Origin of the sequence: Rhodococcus pyridinivorans (assembly GCF_900105195.1) — a bacterium.
In the GTDB taxonomy this organism is placed as follows: domain Bacteria; phylum Actinomycetota; class Actinomycetes; order Mycobacteriales; family Mycobacteriaceae; genus Rhodococcus; species Rhodococcus pyridinivorans.
Window position 1 is genome coordinate 1,371,708 of record NZ_FNRX01000002.1, and the last position, 22,205, is coordinate 1,393,912.

The 22,205-nt window shown below is 70.4% G+C and carries 1 protein-coding gene (only partly in view); it reads left to right on the forward strand.

Annotated features, from left to right (window positions below; translation table 11 throughout):
- Nucleotides 1–22,205 carry the 5' portion of a non-ribosomal peptide synthetase gene (locus BLV31_RS07000; RefSeq protein WP_064060362.1) on the forward strand. Its footprint extends 14,719 nt past the window's final position, so 22,205 of the gene's 36,924 nt are visible here — the first part of the coding sequence; it begins with the start codon at nt 1–3; the stop codon falls past the right edge of the window.

A 22,205-nucleotide genomic window follows, 5' to 3' on the forward strand; every position in this document is an offset into this window, starting at 1 on the left:
GTGGAACAGCAGTACGTGCCTGCATCGTCGCAGTTCGGGGAGGCCGGCGACGGTTTCCCGCTCTCGTCGGCCCAACGCGGGATCTGGTTCGCCCAGCATCTGCTCGGCGACATTCCACTGACCATCGCCCAGTACGTCGACGTCCGAGGCGAATTCGATCCCGAGATCTTCGCGGACGCCGGCGCCGCCACCGCCCGCGAACTGGGCACCGGCATGCTCCGCATCTTCGAGGTCGACGGCCACCCCCGTCAGGTCATCGACCACGACCTCGAGGACCGCGCCACGATTCTCGACCTGCGCGACGAGGACGATCCCGAAGCAGCGGCCATCGCCTGGATGCGCGCCGAGTACCGCACGCCCCTCGACATGCTCGAGGACCGGCTGATCGTCTGCGCGGTCCTGCGAATCGCCGACGACCGCCATTTCGTCTACACCCGGATCCACCACATCGCCCTCGACGGCTACGGGGCGACCACCTTCGACACCCGCACCGCCGAGCGTTACAGCGCCGCGGTACAGCAGCGCGAACCCGCCCGCTTCGACGTCAGTCCGCTGCCGGAGATCGTCGAGGACGAACAGCGCTACCGCGACTCGGCCCGGTTCGAGAGCGACCGCGCCTACTGGGCCGACCGCATCCGCGACCTGCCGCACCCCATCAGCCTCGCCGGTCGCGCCGCGCCCGTCGGCCCGCACCCGGTCCGGTTCAGTGCGCCCCTGCCCGAACGTGTCGAGGCCGCGATCGACCGGATGATCGCCGAGCGCGAGAAGACCACGACCTTCGCGACCGTGGTCGCAGCGGCCTTCGCGGCCTTCCTCGCCCGCGTCACCGGTGAGACCGACGTGGTCCTCAGCCTCCCGGTCTCGGCGCGCACCACCGTCCGCCTGCGTCGCTCCGGCGGCATGGTCTCCAACGTCGTCCCGATCCGCGTCGGTGTCGAACCGGACGGTAGCCGCGACGATCTGATCGACCGGATGCAGCTCGAATTCACCGGGGCACTGCGTCACCAGCGGTACCGGCACGAGGACATGCGCCGCGACACCGGCTACGGCAGCGCCGACCGCGGATTCTTCGGGCCCGCGGTCAACGTCATGATGTTCGACCACGAGATCCGCTACGGCGATTCGGTCGGCCGCCGGCACGTGCTGAGCACCGGCCCGGTCGACGACCTCTCGCTCAACATCTACCCGAGCGCGCCGGGGCAGCCCGCCCACATCGACCTCGAGGCCAACCCCCACCTGTACACGGTCGACGAACTGCGCTCGCACCACACACGATTTGTCGAGTATCTCGGCGAACTCGCCGACTCCGACCGCACCATCGGCACACTGACGGTCCTGCACGACGACGAATACGAGAGCCTCGTCCCGTATCGAGGACTGCCCGCCCAGCCCGTGCGGCTGTTCGCCGACTTCCTCGCCGACGGTGTGCGCCGCAATCCCGACGGCGTCGCGATCATCGACGGCGACCGGCAGGTCACCTACCGCGAACTCGACGATCTTTCTACACGTCTCGCCGCACAGCTCGTCGACGCCGGGGCCGCCCCCGAGACCTTCGTGGCACTGAGCATGGACCGCGGCGCCGATGCGCTGATCGCGGTGTGGGCGGTGGCGAAGACCGGCGCGGCCTTCGTCCCGATCGATCCGGCGCTCCCGGCCGACCGGATCGCCTACATGGTCGATGATTCCGGTGCACAGCTCGGACTCACCGTGCAGAGCCGGATCACAGACCTGCCGTCCGGGCCCCGCTGGATCGCCGTGGACGACCCGCTCCCCTCGGATATCGACGTCGAGGTCGTGCGCTCGCCGGCCGTGCCGGAGAACCCGGCGTACATGATCTACACCTCGGGCTCCACCGGAACCCCGAAGGGCGTGGTCGTCACCCATCGCGGGCTCGCGACCTTCGCCGCCGACACCCGCCCCGAACTCGCCCTCGGCACCGACTCGCGGATGCTGCGGTTCTCCTCGGCGAGCTTCGACGCGTCGATCTTCGAGATGCTGCAGGCCTTCAGCGCCGGAGCGGCCATGGTCGTGGCGCCGCCGCACGTTCTCGGCGGCAACGAACTCGTCGACGTCCTGCGCGCCCACCGGGTCACGCACATCGTCTCGGCGCCCACCGTCCTCAACACCGTCGACCCCGCGGGCCTGCCCGATCTCGAGGCCGTCGTCGTCGGCGGCGACGTGTGCACCGCCGACCTCGTCGAACGCTTCGCTCCCACCTGCCGGTTCACCAACAGCTACGGCCCCACCGAGACCACCATCGTCGTCACCGCCGGAGACCCCCTAGCACCCGGCGACCCGATCACCATCGGCCGTCCCCTCGACGGTGTCGTCGCCGTGGTGCTCGACCGTCGCCTGCGACCGGTGCCCGTCGGATTCGTCGGCGAGTTGTATCTCGGCGGACCGGCTTTGGCGCGCGGCTACCACAGCCGTCCCGGGCAGACCGCGGATCGATTCGTGGCCAACCCCTTCGAACCCGGCACGCGCCTGTACCGCACCGGCGACGAGGTGCGGTGGACGCCCGATCACCAACTCGACTTCGTGGGCCGCTCCGACTTCCAGGTGAAGATCCGCGGATTCCGCATCGAACTGGGCGAGATCGACACCGCCCTGCTCGACCAGGACGGCGTCGACTTCGCGACGACCGTCGTGCACGACAGCGGCAGTTCCGTCGTCCCCGTGTCGTACGTACGTATGGAATCCGGCGCGACCTTCGACATGCAGGGACTGCTCGACGGTGTCGCCCGCGTTCTCCCGGCGCACATGGTGCCCGCGGCCGTCGTCGAACTCACCGAGATCCCGGTGACTCCCGCCGGCAAACTCGACCGCGCTGCGCTCCCCGCACCGCAGTTCGCCACCGCAGAATTCCGCGCCCCCGAAACCGACTCCGAACGCCTCCTCGTCGAGGTCGCCGCCGGACTGCTCGACGTCGAACGCATCGGTGTCGACGACTCGCTGTTCGCCCTCGGCGCCGACAGCATCGTCGCGATGCAGTTCGCCGCCCGCGCCAAGGCCGCCGGACTGCACATCACCGCCCGGCAGATCTTCGAACACAAGACGATCGCGGCGCTCGCGCGGGTCGCCACCGCCGTGCCCACCGCCCTCGTCCTCGACGAACTGCTCGGCGGGGGAGTGGGCGACATCCCGCTCACGCCGATCGTGCACGAGATGCTCGGGCGTGGTGACTATTCCACCTTCGCGCAGGCCGTCCTCGTCTCCACCCCCGCGGATCTGACCTACGACGATCTGCGGGCCGCGCTCGCTGCCGTCGTCGCCCGGCACGACATCCTGCGGTCCACGCTGCGCGACGGGCAGTGGCGGACGCACGCCGAACTGCCGGACCTCGATGCGTGGATCACCCGCGTCCCGGTCGCCGACGCTACCGAATCCGATTCTCTCGTCGACCGTGAATGCGACGCTGCCGCACAGGATCTCGATCCGGAATCCGGTCTCGTGCTGCGTGCCGTGTGGTTCGACGTCGCCGAGCCGGTCGGGCAGGGTCGCCTGCTGCTCGTCGCACACCACCTGGTGGTCGACGGCGTGTCGTGGCGGGTACTGCTGCCCGACCTCGGCCAGGCCTGGATGCAGGTCGCGGCAGGACAGACACCGTCGCTGCCCGAGGTGGGTACCTCCTACCGCCGCTGGGCGCACGCCCTGCACGGAACCGCCCGCGACCACGTCGGTGAACTCGACCACTGGACCGAAACCCACGGTGGTGCAGCACCGCTCACCGCAGTCGCGTCGCTCGACCCGGAGATCGACATCCTGGCGACCACCGCGACCGTCCGGGTCGATCTCGACCCGAGTGTGACCGACGCGGTGCTCACCCGACTGCCCGAGCTGTACGGCAGCGGCACCGCCGACGGTCTGCTCACCGCCCTCGCGCTCGCCGCCGCCCAGGACGGGCAGCGTTCGTTGTTGCTCACCCTCGAAGGGCACGGCCGCGACCTCGACGCCACCGGCACCGTCGACCTCGCCCGCACCGTCGGCTGGTTCACCAGCGCGTATCCCGTGCGCCTCGACCTCGCCGACGACCTCGACCCCGCCGACGCCGCCGCCGGAGGACGCGCGAGCGCCACCGCGATCAAGGCCGTCAAGGAACGTCTCGCCGCCGTCCCGAACAACGGCGTGGGATACGGCATCCTGCGCCACCTCGATCCGGAGGCATCGCCGGTCCTCGCCGCCCTGCCCACCGCGCAGGTGTCGTTCAACTATCTCGGCCGTCTCACCTCCGGTCACATCGCCGACGAGATCCGTGAGATCGGCTGGGTGCCGCTCGATCTCGCCCTCGACCCCAACCGCGCATCACGGATGGCCGCATCGGTCGCCGTCGACATCAACGCGATGGTCGTCGACGGCCCCGACGGTGCGCACCTCACCGCGTCGTTCACCTATGTGCCGCGGGTGATCTCCGCCGAGACGGTCGGCGCGCTCGCCGAACGGTGGAAGGACGCACTCGTCGGCCTGGCCGCCCACACGCAGCGACCCGACGCCGGTGGTCTCACCCCGTCCGACGTGCCGCTCGTGCACACCCGCCAGCAGCAGATCGAGCAGTGGGAGAACCGCTTCGGTCGCCTCGTCGACATCTGGCCGCTCTCGCCGCTGCAGACCGGTCTGGCCTTCCACGCCGCGCTGTCCGTCGACGCGGTCGACGTCTACACGGCACAGCTGCGTCTCGACCTCGCAGGGGAAGTCGATGCCGGTCGCTGGCAGGCAGCGTTCGCATCGTTGCTCGCACGACACGCCGCCCTGCGCACGGCCTTCGTGCACGACGGTTCCGGCAGCCCGGTCCAGCTCGTCCTGGATCACGTCGAGATGCCGTGGCGCCACGCCGATCTCACCGGATCGTCCGACCCGCAGCACGACCTGCAGACGCTCCTCGACAGCGAACGCTTCGCCCGCTTCGACCTCGCGCACCCACCGCTGTTGCGCGCCGTACTCGTCCGGCTCCCCGAGCAGCGCGCCGTCCTCGCCCTCACCAACCACCACATCGTGCTCGACGGCTGGTCGATGCCGCTGCTCGTGCGCGAACTCCTCGTCGGCTACGCCGCCGGCGGTCAGGCGGCGCTGCCCACCCCCGCGTCCTACCGCGACTACCTGACCTGGCTCGACCGGCAGGACACCGACCGCGCACTCGACGCGTGGGCCGAGGCGTTCGCCGACCTCGACGAACCCACGCTGGTCGCACCCGGAGCCACCGACGCCGTCGACGACGCACCCGCCCAGATCGACATCGACCTCGACGCCGACGACATCGACGCCCTCGCACGGCTCTCGCGACGCACCGGCGCGACACTCAACACCATCGTCCAGACCGCCTGGGGCCTGCTGCTCGCCCGGCACTGGGGTACCCGCGACGCGGTGTTCGGCGCAACCGTCTCCGGGCGGCCCGCCGACCTGCCCGACGTCGAGAACATGCTCGGCCTGTTCATCAACACCCTGCCCGTGCGGGTGCGGATCGACGAGACCGAGTCGGTCGCCGACCTCGTGCTGCGCCTGCAGGGTGAACAGACCGCCCTGCTCGACCAGCAGTTCGTCGGCCTCGGCGCCATCCAGGACCGCATCGGCACCGGCACCCTCTTCGACACGCTCACCGTCTTCGAGTCGTATCCCGTCGACCGCGCCGGATTCGACGAGAACACCGACATCGCCGGCATGCGCGTCACCGACGTCGACGCCCGCGACGCCACGCATTACCCGCTCTCGCTCATGGCGTTGCTCGAACCCCACCTGCGGTTGAGCCTGCGCTACCGCACCGACGTCTTCGACGCCGCGACCGTCGACGACCTCGCCCGCCGCTTCACACAGATCCTGAAGTTCGTCGCCGAGCGCCCCGACGATGCCGTCGGCGCCGTCGACGTGTTCCTGCCCGGCGAACGCGAACGGGTCCTCGAGTCCTGGAACCACACCGCGCACCCCGTGCCCGCCGGAGATGTCGTCGCGTTGTTCGAGCAGCAGGTCGCGCGGACACCCGATGCGCCGGCCGTCGTCGTCGACGGATCGGCGTCGACCTACGCCGAGTTCGCGTCCGACGTGCGCCGTCTCGCCCGTCGGCTCCTGGCCGAGGGTGTCGCTGCGGAAACGCGCGTCGCCGTGGCGGTTCCGCGCTCCTACGACCAGCTGGTCGCGATCTACGCCGTGCTCGCCGCCGGTGGAGCGTACGTGCCGGTCGATCCCGACCAGCCCGCCCAGCGCACCGCCCACGTCCTCACCACCGCCTCGCCGCAGCTCGTGCTCGCGACCGACGAGACCCGCGACAGCCTGCCCGCCGACCTGCGCGTGCTCGATGTGTCCGACGTCGACGGGTACGCCGGCGACCCGCTGACCGACGACGAACGACCCGCACACCGCCCCGGCAACCTCGCCTACGTGCTGTTCACGTCCGGCTCGACGGGCCGGCCCAAGGGTGTCGCGGTGACGCACGGCGCCCTGCACAACCAGCTCGCGTGGATGCGCGCGGCCTTCGCGCCGGACGCCGCCGACACGGTGCTCTACAAGACACCCTTCACCTTCGACGCGTCGGTGTGGGAGTTGTTCCTTCCGCTGCAGAGCGGGGCGCGGCTGGTGGTCGCCGACCGCGACGGGCACGCCGACCCCGCCTACCTCGCGTCGGTCGTCCACCGCGAACGCGTCACCGTCGCGCAGTTCGTGCCGTCGGTGCTCGACCTGTTCGTCGCCGAGGTACAGCACGCGGGCATCGACGCCTCGTCGCTGCGCGCGGTGTTCTCCGGCGGTGAAGCACTCCGGGCGTCCACCGCCGCCCGCGTCCGCGAAGTCCTCGGCGCCGAGGTCCACAACCTCTACGGCCCGACGGAGACGACGGTGCAGGTCGCGCACCGCACCGCGATGGTGCAGGTCGCGCACCGCACCGCGCGCCGCGACGATGCCGAGCAGGTGCCGCTCGGCCGACCCGTGTGGAACACCCGTTTCCTCGTCCTCGACGCGGTGCTGCGTCCGGTGCCCGTCGGGGTGCCGGGTGAGCTGTACGTGGTGGGCTCGCAGGTCGCGCGGGGCTACCAGGCCGGTCCCGCCGTCACCGCCGACCGCTTCGTCGCGAACGCCTTCGGGAACTCGGGCGATCGGATGTACCGCACCGGCGACCGCGTCCGGTGGAACCGCGACGGCGAACTCGAATACCTCGGCCGTACCGACTTCCAGGTCAAGCTCAACGGTCAGCGCGTCGAACTCGGCGAGATCGAGAGCGCCCTGCTCACGCATCCCGGCATCACGCAGGCCGTCGTCACGCTGCGCACCGGCCGGCACGGCGACTATCTCGCCGCCTACGCCGTCGCCACCGGTGAGCGGCCGGACGAGAACGCGGTCCTCGCGTCCGTCGCCGACCGCGTGCCCCGGCACATGGTGCCGTCGGTGCTCGTGCTGCTCGACGACCTGCCCGTCACCGCGCACGGCAAGGTCGACCGGGCGGCCCTGCCGGAACCGGACTTCGACGCCTCCGCCGCCTACGTCGCGCCGCGCACCGATACCGAGGCCGCCGTCGCCCGCATCATGGGCGAGCTGCTCGAGGTCGAGCAGGTCGGTGCGTCGTCGAACTTCTTCCAGCTCGGCGGGAACTCGCTCGGCGCAACCCGATTGATCGCCCGCGTCAACGAGACGTTCGACGCCACCATCGGCATCCGCGCGCTGTTCGACGAGCCCACCGTCGAAGGCCTCGCCGCCGCCGTCGACCGTGCCCGCGGCACCGGTGCCGCGGCGACCGTTCCCACGGCCGGGCCGCGCCCCGACCGGATTCCGTTGTCGCCGGCGCAGACCCGCATGTGGTTCGTCAACCGGTTCGACCCCGGCTCCGGCGCCTACAACGTCGGCGCGGCTCTACGGCTGCGCGGCGACCTCGACCTCGACGCCCTGCGCGCGGCGGTCGTCGACATCCTCGAACGGCACGAAACACTTCGGACGACATACCCGGACTCCGATGCCGGTCCGTACCAGAACATCCTCTCCGTCGACGACGCGCTGCGGGATCGTCCCCTGCTCGTCGCCGGCACGGAGACGGTCGCGGAAGACGACCTTTCCGAACGTATCCGGACGCTGACCGCACGCGGATTCGATATCACCGTCGAACCGTCCCTCGAGCTGACATTGCTCGAGTGTGCCGACGGCAGCCACGTCGTCGTGATGGTCGTGCACCACATCGCCATCGACGGCTGGTCCACCCAGGTCCTCGCCACCGATCTCGTGCTCGCCTACTCTGCGCGCGCCACAGGTGGGGCACCGCTCTGGGAGCCGCTGCCGCTGCAGTACGCCGACTACGCACTGTGGATGCGCGAGCTGCTCGGCGCACCGGGCGAACCCACCGAGATCGCCGCGCGCGAACTCGACCACTGGACCGCGACACTCGCCGGCGCACCGGCGCTGCTCGAACTGCCCACCGATCGGCCGCGACCCGCGAGCTCGTCGTTCCGGGGCGCCGCGGTGCCGTTCACCGTCGATCCCGAGACCGTCCGCCGCCTCGACGCCTACGCGCAGGCCCACGGCGTGAGCCGGTTCATGGTGCTGCACGCCGCGCTCGCCGTGTTGCTCGCCCGGCTCGGAGCGACCGACGACGTGTCCGTGGGCACGCCGGTCGCCGGTCGCGGCGACCGCCGCCTCGACAACCTCATCGGTATGTTCGTCAACACAGTGGTGTTGCGGACCCCTGTCGATCCGGCTGCGGGCTTCGACGACATCGTCGCCACCGTCCGCGACGTCGACCTCGACGCCTTCGCCCACATCCAGGTGCCGTTCGAGCAGGTCGTCGAGGCCGTCGACCCCGTGCGGTCGCAGAACAGCGCACCGCTGTTCCAGGTCGCGCTGTCGGTCGAGGAAGCGCACCCCAGCGACCTCGAACTGCCCGGGTTGCGGGTCGAACCGATCGTGCCCGACTTCGGCATCGCCAAGTTCGACCTGGAGTTCACGCTCCGCGACGACAACGGTGCCCTGGCCGGCACCCTCACCTACGCCACCGACCTGTTCGACGCGTCCACCGCCGCCCGCACCACCGAGCGCTGGAACCGCATATTGGCGCAGCTGCTCGACGACCCGCGCAGCCCCGTCGGCGACCTGCCGTATCTCGACGCCGACGAAACCGCCCGGGCACTCGACGCGGCCCGACCGGAACCGATCCGGATCCGGACGCTGCCGGAGATCCTCGCGGCCGGCGTCGCCGCGTCGCCGAACGGTGTTGCCGCCGTGGACAAGACGCGACAGCTCACCTACCGCGACCTCGACGAGCGTTCCAACGCTCTGGCCCGTGTCCTCGTCACCGAGGGTGCCGGACCGGAAACCGTGGTGGCCCTGGCCTTCGAGCGGACGATCGAGTCGCTGGTCGCGGTGTGGGCGGTCGCGAAGACCGGCGCGGCGTTCGTGCCGATCGACGTGAAGCTGCCCGTCGACCGCATCGCGTTCATGCTCTCGGACTCGGGTGCCGCCTTCGGCCTGACCATGAGCGGGATCGCTCCGGCCGTCGACTTCCGTTGGCTCGTGCTGGATTCCGACGGCATCGTCGACCGGTGCGCCGAGGTGTCGACCGCCGCGCTCGACGTCGGCGTCGCACCCGACGCCGCGGCGTACATGATCTACACGTCCGGCTCGACCGGCACCCCGAAGGGCGTCGTCGTCACGCACCGGGGCCTCAACGCCTTCACCGCCGAATGCCGCACCGAACTCGGGCTCAGCGCGCAGGCGCGGGTGCTGCGATTCTCCTCGGCGAGCTTCGACGCGTCGGTGTTCGAGATCCTCGCCGCCTTCGGTGCCGGAGCCACCATGGTGGTTGCGCCGCCCGAGATCGTCGCCGGTGCCGACCTCGAAACATTCCTGCTGCGCCACAACGTCACCCACGTGCTCACCGCACCGGCCGCGCTCGGTGGCGTCGACCCGGCGAGGCTGCCGGATCTCGAGGCCGTCGTGGTCGGTGGCGACGTGTGCCCGCCCGAGCTGGTCGAGCGGTTCGCGCCGCGTTGCCGGTTCGTCAACAGTTACGGCCCCACCGAGACCACGATCGTCATCACGATGACCGACCCGCTGGTCGCGGGCGGAGCCATCACCATCGGCCGGCCCATCCGGAGCGCCGGTGCCGTCGTGCTCGACGCACGCCTGCAGCCGGTGCCCGACGGAGTGCTGGGCGAGCTGTATCTGGCGGGCCAGGCGCTCGCCCGCGGCTACCACGACCGACCTGGGATGACGGCCTCGCGGTTCGTCGCGAACCCGTTCACCGGTGGGCTCATGTACCGCACGGGCGACCTCGTGCGCCGACGCGCGTCGGGCGAGCTCGAGTTCGTCGGCCGCAGCGACGCACAGGTCAAGCTGCGTGGTCTGCGCATCGAACTCGGCGAGATCGAGGCGGCGCTGAGCCGTCAGGACAGCGTCGCGCACGCCGTCGTGGACGTCTACCGCGACGCCCACACCGGCGAACGGCTCGTCGGCTACGTCGTGCCCTGCAACGGCGCCGAGGTCGATGCCGATGCGCTGCGCAGCGCCGTCGCCGACGTCCTGCCGTCGTACATGGTGCCCTCGCAGATCGTGCCGATCGAGACGGTGCCCGTCACGGTCAACGGCAAGCTCGATCGTAAGGCGCTGCCCGCTCCCGATCCGGTGACCCGCGAGTTCCGTGCCCCCACCAACCCCGTCGAGGAGACGGTGGCCGAGATCGTCGCCGAACTGCTCGGCGTCGAACGCGTGGGCCTCGACGACGACTTCTTCGCGCTCGGCGGCAACTCGCTCATCGCAACGCGCCTGGTGGCCCGCATCGGGGAAGCGCTCGGCACCACGGTGCCGGTGCGCGTGGTGTTCGAGGGATCGACCGTGCAGGCGCTCGCCGAGACCGCCGGCTCGCACATCGGTACGGGGGAGCGGCTGCCGCTCGTGCCGCAGGAGCGTCCCGCGCGGGTGCCGCTGTCGTACGCGCAGCAACGCATGTGGTTCCTCAACTGCTTCGACCCGACGTCGCCGCTCTACAACATCCCGCTTGCAGTGCGCCTGCACGGCGACCTCGACGTCGACGCCCTCACCGCCGCCGTCCGCGACGTGCTCGACCGGCACGAAGCACTGCGCACGGTGTTCCCGGAACACGAAGACGGGCCGTCGCAGCACGTACTCGCCACCGGCGACGTGCCGCTCGACCTCACCCCGATCGACACCCCCGACACCGGCGCACTGCACACCGCGATCGCCCGAGTGGTGGGACGCGGCTTCGACGTCACGCGGGAGGTCCCCATCCGCGGCGCGCTGTTCCGCGAGAGCGACCGTACCCACGTGCTCGTGGTGGTCGTGCACCACATCAGCGCCGACGGCGCGTCGACCGTGCCCCTGGCCCGCGACGTCCTCGTCGCCTACTCCGCGCGCCTCGACGACGCACAGCCGTCCTGGGAGCCGTTGCCGGTGCAGTACGCCGACTTCGCGCTGTGGCAGCGCACAGTGCTCGGCGACCCGCAGGATCCGCGGGCCCCGATCGCGCAGCAACTCGACTACTGGACCTCGGTCCTCGCCGACACCCCGGCCGTGCTCGAACTGCCCGCCGACCGGCCGCGACCCGCGGCGGCGTCATACCGGGGTGCCAACACCGGTTTCCGGATCGCCCCCGAGGTCCTCGCCCGCGTCGACCGTCTCGCGCACGCCCACGGCGCGACCCGCTTCATGGTCCTGCACGCCGCGCTCGCCGTGCTGCTCGCGCGTCTCGGCAGCACCGAGGACGTGTCGGTGGGCACGCCGGTCGCCGGTCGCGGTGATCGTGCCCTCGACGACCTCGTCGGCATGTTCGTCAACACCCTCGTGCTGCGCACCCGTATCGATCCCGCGGCGTCGTTCGCGGAGTTCCTCGAGCAGGTCCGCACCACCGACCTCGCGGCGTTCTCGCATGCCGACGTGCCGTTCGACCAGGTGGTCGAGGCCGTCGATCCGGTGCGTTCGCAGAGTCACTCGCCGCTGTTCCAGGTCGTGTTGTCGCTGCAGAACCAGGGCATCGGCGAGCTCGAACTGCCCGGGCTGCGGGTCGAACCGCTCACAGCGGATCTCGCCATCGCCAAGTTCGACATCGACATCGCGCTGCGTGAGGACGAGAGTGGCGGACTGGCCGCCGAACTCACCTACGCGACCGACCTGTTCGACGAAGTGACCGCCGTCGATCTCGCCGCGCGGTGGGTGCAGCTGCTCGACGCGAGCACGGCCGACCCGACGGCTGCCGTGGGTGACATCGCCCTCCTGTCGGACGCCGAGACCGGTCGGGCACTGTCGTACTCGGTGCCGGCGCCGTTGCCGCAGAGGACGTTCCCGCAAATCCTCGCGGCCGGTGTCGCCGCGCACCCGGACGGTGTCGCGGTGGTGGACGGCGAACGGCAGCTCACCTACACCGGACTCGACCTCGCGTCCAACCGGCTCGCGCACAAGCTGATCGACCGCGGTGCCGGACCGGAAACCGTGGTGGCGCTGTCGTTCCCGCGCAGTCTCGACGCCGTCGTCGCCCTATGGGCCGTGGTCAAGACCGGCGCGGCGTTCGTGCCCGTCGATCCGGCACTGCCTGCAGCGCGTATCGCGTACCTGCTCACCGACTCCCGGGCCATCCTCGGGCTCGGCGACGGACCGTCGCACGTTCCGTGGCTGAGCGTCGACGCCGACGACTACTCTTCTGCACCGGTGACGTCCGCGGTGAATGCGGAGTCGGCGGCGTACATGATCTACACGTCCGGTTCCACCGGCACGCCGAAGGGCGTCGTCGTCACCCACCGCGGCCTCAACGCCTTCACTGCCGACCACCGCCCCGAACTCGGATTGAGCACCGGCTCGCGGATGCTGCGGTTCTCGTCGTCGAGCTTCGACGCGTCGGTCTTCGAGCAGATCTCGGCGTTCTCCGCCGGTGCCACCGTGGTGGTCGTGCCGCCGCACATCGTCGCCGGTGCCGAACTGGCCGACCTGCTGCGCCGCGAACGCATCACGCACATCATCACCGCGCCCGCCGCGCTCGGCACCGTCACCCCCGACGACCCGCCCGACCTCGAATCCGTGGTGATCGGCGGCGACGTGTGCCCGCCGGAACTCGTCGAGAAGTTCGGGCCGGTCTGCAGTTTCGTCAACAGCTACGGTCCCACCGAGACCACCATCATCATCACCGAGACCGCGCCGCTCACTCCGGGCGATCGCATCACCATCGGCGCGCCCATCGAAGGTGCCGGTGCCGTCGTCCTCGACACGCGTCTGCATCCCGTACCCGACGGCGTCATCGGAGAGCTGTACCTGGCGGGTGCCGGTCTCGCGCGCGGCTACAACGCGCAGCCGGGACTCACGGCAGCGCGGTTCGTCGCGAACCCGTTCACCGGTGGGCTCATGTACCGCACGGGTGATCTCGTGCGCCGCACCGCGACCGGCGAACTCGACTTCGTCGGCCGCAGCGACGCGCAGGTGCAGGTCCGCGGCCTGCGCATCGAACTCGGCGAGATCGAAGCGGCGCTGAGCCGCGCCGACGAGGTGGCCCAGGCCGTCGTCGTCCTGCACACCGACGCGCGCACCGGCGAACGCCTCATCGGCTACGTCGTCCCGGCGACCGGCACCGCAGCCGACCCGCAGGTGCTGCGCGACCGCCTCGCCGACGAACTGCCGTCGTACATGGTGCCCGCGCAGATCCTCGTCCTCGACGCGCTGCCCATCACCGCCAACGGCAAGCTCGACCGGAAGGCACTGCCCGTCCCCGGTTTCGAGGCACGCGCCTTCCGCGCACCCGAGACACCCGTGGAACAGACGGTCGCGTCCGTCTACGCCGACCTGCTCGGTGTCGACCGTGTGGGCCTCGACGACGACTTCTTCGCGCTCGGCGGCAACTCGCTCAACGCGACCCAACTCGTCGCGCGGCTCGGTGCCGCCCTGCACACCACCGTGCCCGTGCGCACGGTGTTCGACGCTCCGACGGTTGCCGCGCTGACCGCCGCCGTGGCGCGCACCGCCGGTTCCGGCGGTCGTCCCGAGCTCGTGGCCGTCGAACGCCCCGACCGCATCCCGCTGTCGCTCCAGCAGCAGCGCATGTGGTTCTTCAACCGCTTCGATCCCGGCTCGGCCGCCTTCAACATCCCGATGGTGCTGCGCCTGAGCGGCGAGCTCGACGTGCCTGCGTTGCAGGCCGCGCTGCTCGACGTCCTCGACCGGCACGAAGCGCTGCGCACCGTCTTCCCCGACAGCGACGCCGGGCCCGCCCAGGTGAACGTGCCCGTCGGCGAGGCCGCGTCCGATCTCGGACCGCAGGACGTCGCGGCCGACGACATCACCGGCGTCCTCACCGACTTCGTCACGCGCGGTTTCGATCTCACCGTCGACATGCCGGTGCGCGCCCGGCTGTTCCGCATCGCCGACGACGAGCACGTCCTCGCCGTCGTCGCCCACCACATCGCGAGCGACGGCGGGTCGCAGGCACCGCTGTCGCGCGACGTCGTCACCGCCTACCTCGCGCGTCGCGAAGGTGCCGAGCCCGGCTGGTCGCCGCTGAGCGTCCAGTATGCCGACTACGCGCTCTGGCAGCAGAAGCTCCTCGGCAGCGAGGACGACCCGCAGTCGCTGCTCGCCCGTCAGCTCGCGTACTGGACCGACACCCTCGCCGACCTGCCCGACCTGGTGGAACTGCCCACCGACCGGCCGCGTCCGCCCGTGCAGTCGTCGCGGGGCGCGACCGTCCCGATCGCCCTCGACGCCGAGCTCGCCGACCGCGTCGCACAGTTCACCCGCGAACGCGGCATCACGCTGTTCATGCTCGCCCACGCGGCCGTCGCGGTGCTGCTGGCACGCTGGTCGGGGAGCAGCGACATCCCGATCGGCACCCAGATCGCCGGTCGCGGCGAGGAAGCCCTCGACGACCTCGTCGGCATGTTCGGCAACACCCTCGTCCTGCGCACCCGCATCGACGCCGGCGCCACCTTCGACGAGATCCTCGACCAGGTGCGCGACGTCGACCTCGCGGCCTTCTCGCATCCGGACGTGCCGGTCGAGCGACTCGTCGAACTGCTCGATCCCGTCCGCTCCACGGCCTATTCGGCGCTGTTCCAGACCCTGCTCGTGGTGCACAACTTCACGCGCTCGGAGATCGACCTGCCCGGGCTGCGGCTGAGCACCGTCGAACCGGGCGCGACCGGCGCCAAGCTCGACCTCGAAATCCACCTCGGGGAGACCTTCGACGCCGACGGCCGACGCCTCGGTATCGACGGCTCGATCACCTACGCCACGGACCTGTTCACCGAAGACACCATCACGCAGGCCGCGCAGCGCCTCGTGGCACTCGTCGATGCCGCGGTGAGTGCGCCGGAGATCGCGGTCGGCGACATCGACCTGCGCGACGATGACGAGATCCGCCTGCTGGACGAAATCAATGCGGCCGACGCGGGGTCCGTCGACGAGACCCTGCTCGCCCGCTTCGACCAGCAGGCCGCCCGCACCCCGGACGCGCCGGCGCTGATCTTCGAGGACACGACCCTGACGTACGCGCAGTTCGCGTCGCGGGTCGACCGTCTCGCGCGGCACCTCGTCGGACTCGGTGTGGGTCCGGAGAGCCTCGTCGGCGTGTACACCGGCCGGTCCATCGAGATGATGGTCGCGATCTACGCGATCCTGCAGGCCGGGGGAGCGTACGTTCCGCTCGACCCCGAACATCCCGCCGACCGCACCGAGTACGTGCTCGACCTCGCTCGGCCCGTCGTCGTGCTCACCACCGCAGCCGATCGGGGTTCGTTGCCCGCCGCGGCACCGGTGCTCGAGATCGATGCGCCGTCGACGGTCTCCGACGCGCCGCTCACCGACGCCGACCGCGTCGCGCCGCTGCGACCGGACAACACCGCCTACGTCATCTTCACGTCCGGCTCCACTGGTCGCCCGAAGGGTGTTGCGGTGAGCCATCGTTCGGCCGCGAACCAGATCGCGTGGATGCGCGAACGGTACGACCTCGGCGCCGCCGACGCTGCGCTCCACAAGACACCGATCACGTTCGACGCGTCGGTGTGGGAGCTGTTCTACCCCTTGCAGGTCGGGGCACGCCTCGTCGTCGCCGTTCCGGGTGGGCACCGCGACCCCGCCTATCTGGCACGAGTGTCGCGTGAGGAGCGCGTGAGCATCCTCGAATTCGTCCCGTCGATGCTCGCGGTGTTCCTCGCCGACCCGGCGCTGCAGCTTCCCGAGTCGCTGCGCTACCTGTCGGTCGGCGGTGAAGTCCTGCCGGCCGATCTCGCCGCCGACTTCGCCGCACGATCGACGGCGGCGCTCGACAACACCTACGGACCCACCGAAACCACCGTGACCGCAACGGTCCTGCGCGTCGAAGGCGAGCACGCGGGCAGCGTCCCGATCGGCCGTCCGATCCGCAACACCACCGTGCAGGTGCTCGACGCGCGACTCCGCCCGGTGCCGATCGGGGTGCCCGGTGAGCTCTACCTCGGGGGAGTGCAGGTCGCACGCGGCTACCACGCCCGTCCCGACCTCACCGCCGAACGGTTCGTCGCCGCACCTGACGGCGAACGCCTCTACCGCACCGGCGATCTCGTCCGTATTCTGCCCAGTGGTGAGGTGGACTTCCTGGGCCGCACCGACTTCCAGGTCAAGGTGCGCGGTCTGCGCATCGAACTCGGCGAGATCGAGAGCGCCCTGACTGCGCTGCCGGAGATCGCGCAAGCCGTGATGGTCGTGCACGACGGCGACCACGGCCAGCAACTCGTCGGCTACGTCGTCCCGTCCTCAGGCGCGAGTGTCGACATCGAGGCGGCGCGTGCGGCGGTCGGCAGGTCGCTGCCGCGCTACATGGTGCCCGACGTGCTCATGGTGCTCGACGCGTTTCCGCTCAACGCATCCGGCAAGCTCGACCGTCGCGCTCTGCCCGCGCCCCTCGCCGCGATCCGGGAGTTCCGCCCTCCCGTCACCCCTACGGAACAGGCGGTCGCGGCCGCGATCGCCGAGGTGCTCGAGGTGGAGCGGGTCGGTCTCGACGACGACTTCTTCGCGCTCGGCGGCAACTCACTCATCGCGACCCGCGTGATCGCCCGCATCGGTGCCGCGCTCGGCGCGGACATCCCGCTGCGCACGCTGTTCGAACATCCCACCGTCGAAGCGCTCGCCGCCGCGGTGGCCGAGCACGGTGAGCAGGCCGCGCTACCCGCGCTCGTCGCGGGGGAGCGGCCCGAACAGGTGCCGCTGTCGCTCGCCCAGCAGCGGATGTGGTTCCTCAACCGCTTCGATCCGGACTCGGCGGCCTACAACCTGCCGATGGCGATCCGCCTGTCGGGCTCGGTCGACGGCGACCTGCTGCGCATCGCGGTCGCCCACGTCGTCGAGCGACACGAGTCGCTGCGCACCGTCTACCCCGACACCCCGGACGGGCCGGTGCAGGTCGTGCTGCCGGCCGCCGACACCGCTCCGGACATCGAGGTCCACACCGTCGCCGGTGGGGACGACGCCCTGCTCGCGGCGGTCGCGCCGTTCGCGACCGGCCGTTTCGACGTCACCACCGAGGTGCCGCTGCGGATCGGGCTCTTCGAACTCGGCGCCGACGACTACGTCCTCGCGATGGTCGTCCACCACATCTCCGGCGACGGCTTCTCGATCGCCCCGATGGTGCGCGACCTGCTCGTCGCCTACACCTCGGCCCTCACCGGCTCCGAGCCCGAGTGGGCGCCCCTGCCGGTGCAGTACGCCGACTACGCGCTGTGGCAGCGTCGTGTGCTCGGGTCCGAGGACGATCCCGACTCGCTGGTGTCGCAGCAACTCCACTACTGGCGCGGTGCCCTCGCCGGACTGCCCGACCAACTGTCGCTGCCGACCGACCGCCGGCGGCCCGCCGTGCAGTCCTACGAGGGCGGACGCGTCGAGATCCGCATCGACGCCGACCTCCACGCCCGGCTCGTCGACCTCGCCCAGAGCCGTCACGCCACGCTGTTCATGGCCGTGCACGCCGCCCTGTCGGTGCTGCTCGCGCGACTGTCCGACAGCGACGACATCGCCGTCGGCACACCCATCGCGGGTCGCGGCGAACGTGAACTCGACGACCTGATCGGCATGTTCGTCAACACCCTCGTGCTGCGCACCCGGGTATCCGGCGCCGTCACCTTCGACGACCTGCTCGCCGCCGTCCGCGAATCCGACCTGCGGGCCTTCGCGCACGCCGATGTGCCGTTCGAGCGGCTCGTCGAGGTGCTCAACCCGCAGCGCTCCACCGCGCGGCACCCGCTGTTCCAGGTCGGCTTCTCGTTCCAGAACTTCGAACAGGGCACCCTCGCGCTGCCCGGACTCGACGTCGCCCTCGTCGACCTCGAACACGACACCTCGCAGTTCGACCTGCACTGGATCGTCCAGGACCGCTACGACGAGTCGGGTACACCCACCGGCATCGTCGGCTACCTGACCTATGCGTCGGCCCTGTTCGACGAGTCGACGGCCCGCAGGTTCGTCGATCGGTTCGTCCGGTTGCTGGACAGCATCGTCGCCGAACCCGACCGTCCCGTCGGTGATCTCGACATCCTCGACACCGTCGAGCGAACGCGAATCCTGCACGAGTGGAACAACACTCGGCACGACGTTCCCGTCCGAACGCTGGTGTCGCTGTTCGACGCGCAGGTCGCGGCCCGGCCGGACGCCGTCGCGCTCGACCACGAGGGCGGCTCCCTCACCTACCACGAGTTCGACGGACGGGTCAACCGTCTCGCCCGTCACCTGATCGACCTCGGCGTGGGGCCCGAGACGGCGGTTGCGCTGGGGATGCGTCGCTCCGTCGAGTTGCTCGTGGGCATGTACGCCGTCGCGAAGGCCGGCGGCGCGTACGTCCCCCTCGACCCCGATCACCCCCGCGAGCGAATCGACTACATCCTGTCGGTCGCCGACCCCGTCTGCGTGCTGACCGGTCGCGACGACGACTTCGATGCCGGCGGTCGCGCCGTGGTGCACGTCGACGCACCCGAACTCGACGCGCTCGACGACAGCCCGGTGCGTGACACCGAACGTCGTGTTCCGCTCGACCCGCAGCACCTCGCCTACGTCATCTTCACGTCGGGTTCCACTGGACGACCCAAGGGTGTCGCAGTTCCGCATGCGGCGATCGCCAACCAGTTGCTCTGGAAGACAGGGCATTTCGGCCTGTTCCCCGACGACGCCGCGCTGCTGAAGACGGCCGCGACGTTCGACCTGTCGGTGTGGGAGTTCTGGTCGGCACTCGTCTCCGGCGGTCGACTCGTCGTCGCCGCACCCGACGGTCATCGCGACCCGGCCTACCTCGACGCGGTCATACGGCAGAAGTCCGTGACCACTCTGCACGTCGTGCCGTCGATGCTCGAGGCGCTGCTCGACACGGCCGGCGATGCGCTGAGCCCGTCGCTGCGGCGCATCCTCGCGATCGGTGAGGCGCTGCCCTCCGCGCTAGCCCAGCGGTTCCGCTCGGTCCACCCCGACGTCGACCTGGTCAACCTGTACGGGCCGACAGAGGCCGCCGTCTCCGTGACCGCGCACGCGGTGACCGGCGACGACACCGACTCGGTGCCGATCGGCCGCCCGGAGTGGAACACGCGCGTCCACGTCCTCGACGGTCGCCTCCGCCCCGTGCCGGTGGGTGTGACGGGCGAGCTGTATCTCGCGGGCGCCCAGCTCGCACGTGGCTACGCCGGACGCCCCGACCTCACCGCCGACCGGTTCGTCGCCGACCCGCTCGGATCCGGCGCGCGCCTCTACCGCACCGGTGACATCGTCGCCTGGAACGAGGACGGCACCCTCGACTACCGCGGCCGCGCCGACTTCCAGGTCAAACTCCGCGGCTTCCGCATCGAACTCGGCGAGATCGACACCGCACTGCGGGCACAGCCGGGTGTGGCGCAGGCCGTGACGGTCGTGCACAGCGACCCGCACACCGGCGACCGGATCGTCGCCTACCTCACCGGCGACGAGACCCTGCACGCGAACACCGTGAAGGACGCACTCGCACAGAGTCTTCCGAGCTACATGGTGCCGTCGGTCGTCATGATCCTCGACGCGCTGCCGCTCAACGCGAACGGCAAGATCAACCGCAAGGCGCTGCCCGCACCGGAGGTCGCGACCCGCGCGTACCGTGCGCCGTCCACCCCGATCGAAGAGATTGTCGCCGGCATCTACCGCGACCTGCTCGGCGTCGACCGCGTCGGCGCGGACGACGACTTCTTCGAACTCGGCGGCAACTCACTGATCGCCACCCAGGTCATCGCGCGACTCGCCACCGCACTCGACGCGCGCGTCCCGCTGCGCGTGCTGTTCGAGGCACCCACCGTGGCAGCACTGGCCGTGCGGGCCGAGGAACACGCCGGATCCGGTGGCCGCCCGGCACTGCAGACGCAACCGCGACCCGACTCGGTGCCGCTCTCGCTCGCGCAGCAGCGGATGTGGTTCCTCAACCGCCTCGACCCCGACTCCGCCGCGTACAACATCCCGGTCGCCATCCGCCTCACCGGTTCTCTGCACCTCACGGCCCTGGAAGACGCCGTCGCGGATCTGTTCGCGCGCCACGAGATCCTGCGCACCGTCTACCCGGAAGCCGATGGTGTCGGCCATCAGGTCGTGCTGCCCGTCTCCCAAGTGCGCCCGGATGTCACGCCCGTGCCGATCGACGAGGCCGACATCCTGCCCACCGTCGTCGAATTCGTGAACGCCGGATTCGACGTCACGTCCGAGGTACCGGTCCGCACCCGCCTCTATCAGGTCGGCGACGACGAGTACGTGCTCGTCTTCGTCGTGCACCACGTAGCCGCGGACGGCTTCTCGATGGGACCGCTGACCCGCGACGTCATGGTCGCCTACGACGCGCGTCGCCGCGGGGAGGCTCCGTCGTGGTCGCCGCTCGCCGTCCAGTACGCGGATTACGCTCTGTGGCAACGCGAACTGCTCGGATCCGAGGACGATCCGGACAGTCTCGTCGCACGTGAACTGGCCTACTGGACCGAACGACTCGGTGACCTGCCCGAGCCGCTCGAACTGCCGCTCGACCACCCGCGTCCGCCGGTCGCCACCAACCGCGGTGCACGGCACACCTTCCAGATCGACGCCACCACCGTCGGTGCGCTGCAACGCCTCGCACGCGAACACAACGCGACCACCTTCATGGTCGTGCACGCCGCACTCGCCGTCCTGCTCGCGAAACTCGCCGGCACCCGCGACGTCACCATCGGCACGCCCGTCGCGGGTCGCGGGGAGGCCGAACTCGACGACCTGATCGGCATGTTCGTCAACACCCTCGTGCTGCGCAACGACATCGACCCGGCCCTGCCGTTCACCGAGCTGCTCGCGCAGGTGCGCGACACCGACCTGGGCACCTTCGGCAACGCGGACGTGCCGTTCGAGCGGCTCGTCGAGGTGCTCGATCCGCCCCGCTCGCAGTCGCGAACACCGTTGTTCCAGGTCATGCTCGTCTTCCAGAACATGCAGCAGTCGGTGTTCGAACTCGACGAGCTGACCATCTCCGCGCTCGACACGGACTTCGCCGAAGCTCGGTTCGACCTGCAGTTGACCGTGGGGGAGTCCTACGACGCTGCAGGACAATCAGCCGGTCTGACAACGGAGTTCACCTACGCGACAGATCTGTTCGACGAGTCGACGATCGTGACCTGGGCGGAGCGTCTGACGCGGGTGCTGACCGCAGTCACGGCCGAGCCCGCACGTCGAGTCGGCGACATCGAGATTCTCGACCGTGCCGAGCGCGCGCGACTGCTGGCACCCGGCCACGAGGACGCCTTCGTTCCCGTCGCCGACAGGACCTTGGTCGACCTGTTCGACGCGCAGGTCGCCCGCACACCCGACGCGGTGGCCGTGATCGCCGGCGACCGGACTCTGACCTACGCCGAGTTCGACGCCGAGGTGAACCGTCTGGCGCGTCACCTCATCGAGGTGGGCGTCGGTCCGGAGACCACGGTGGGTCTTGCGATGGCACGGTCGCTGGACCTTCTGGTCGCGATGTACGCGACGGTCAAGGCCGGCGGTGCCTACGTACCGATCGACCCCGATCTGCCCGCCGCACGCAACGAGTACGTCCTCGAGGTCACCGACCCCGTTGTCGTCCTCACGACCGAGCGCGACGGCTTCCCGGTACCGGACGGCATCCGGTCCCTGGCCGTCGACACGCTCGATCTTCGCCACGTGGCAAGTGACCCGATCACGGATTCCGAACGTCGGCACCCTTTGCGGCCGGACAACACGGCCTGGGTGATCTTCACATCCGGTTCCACCGGCCGTCCCAAAGGCGTCGCCATTCC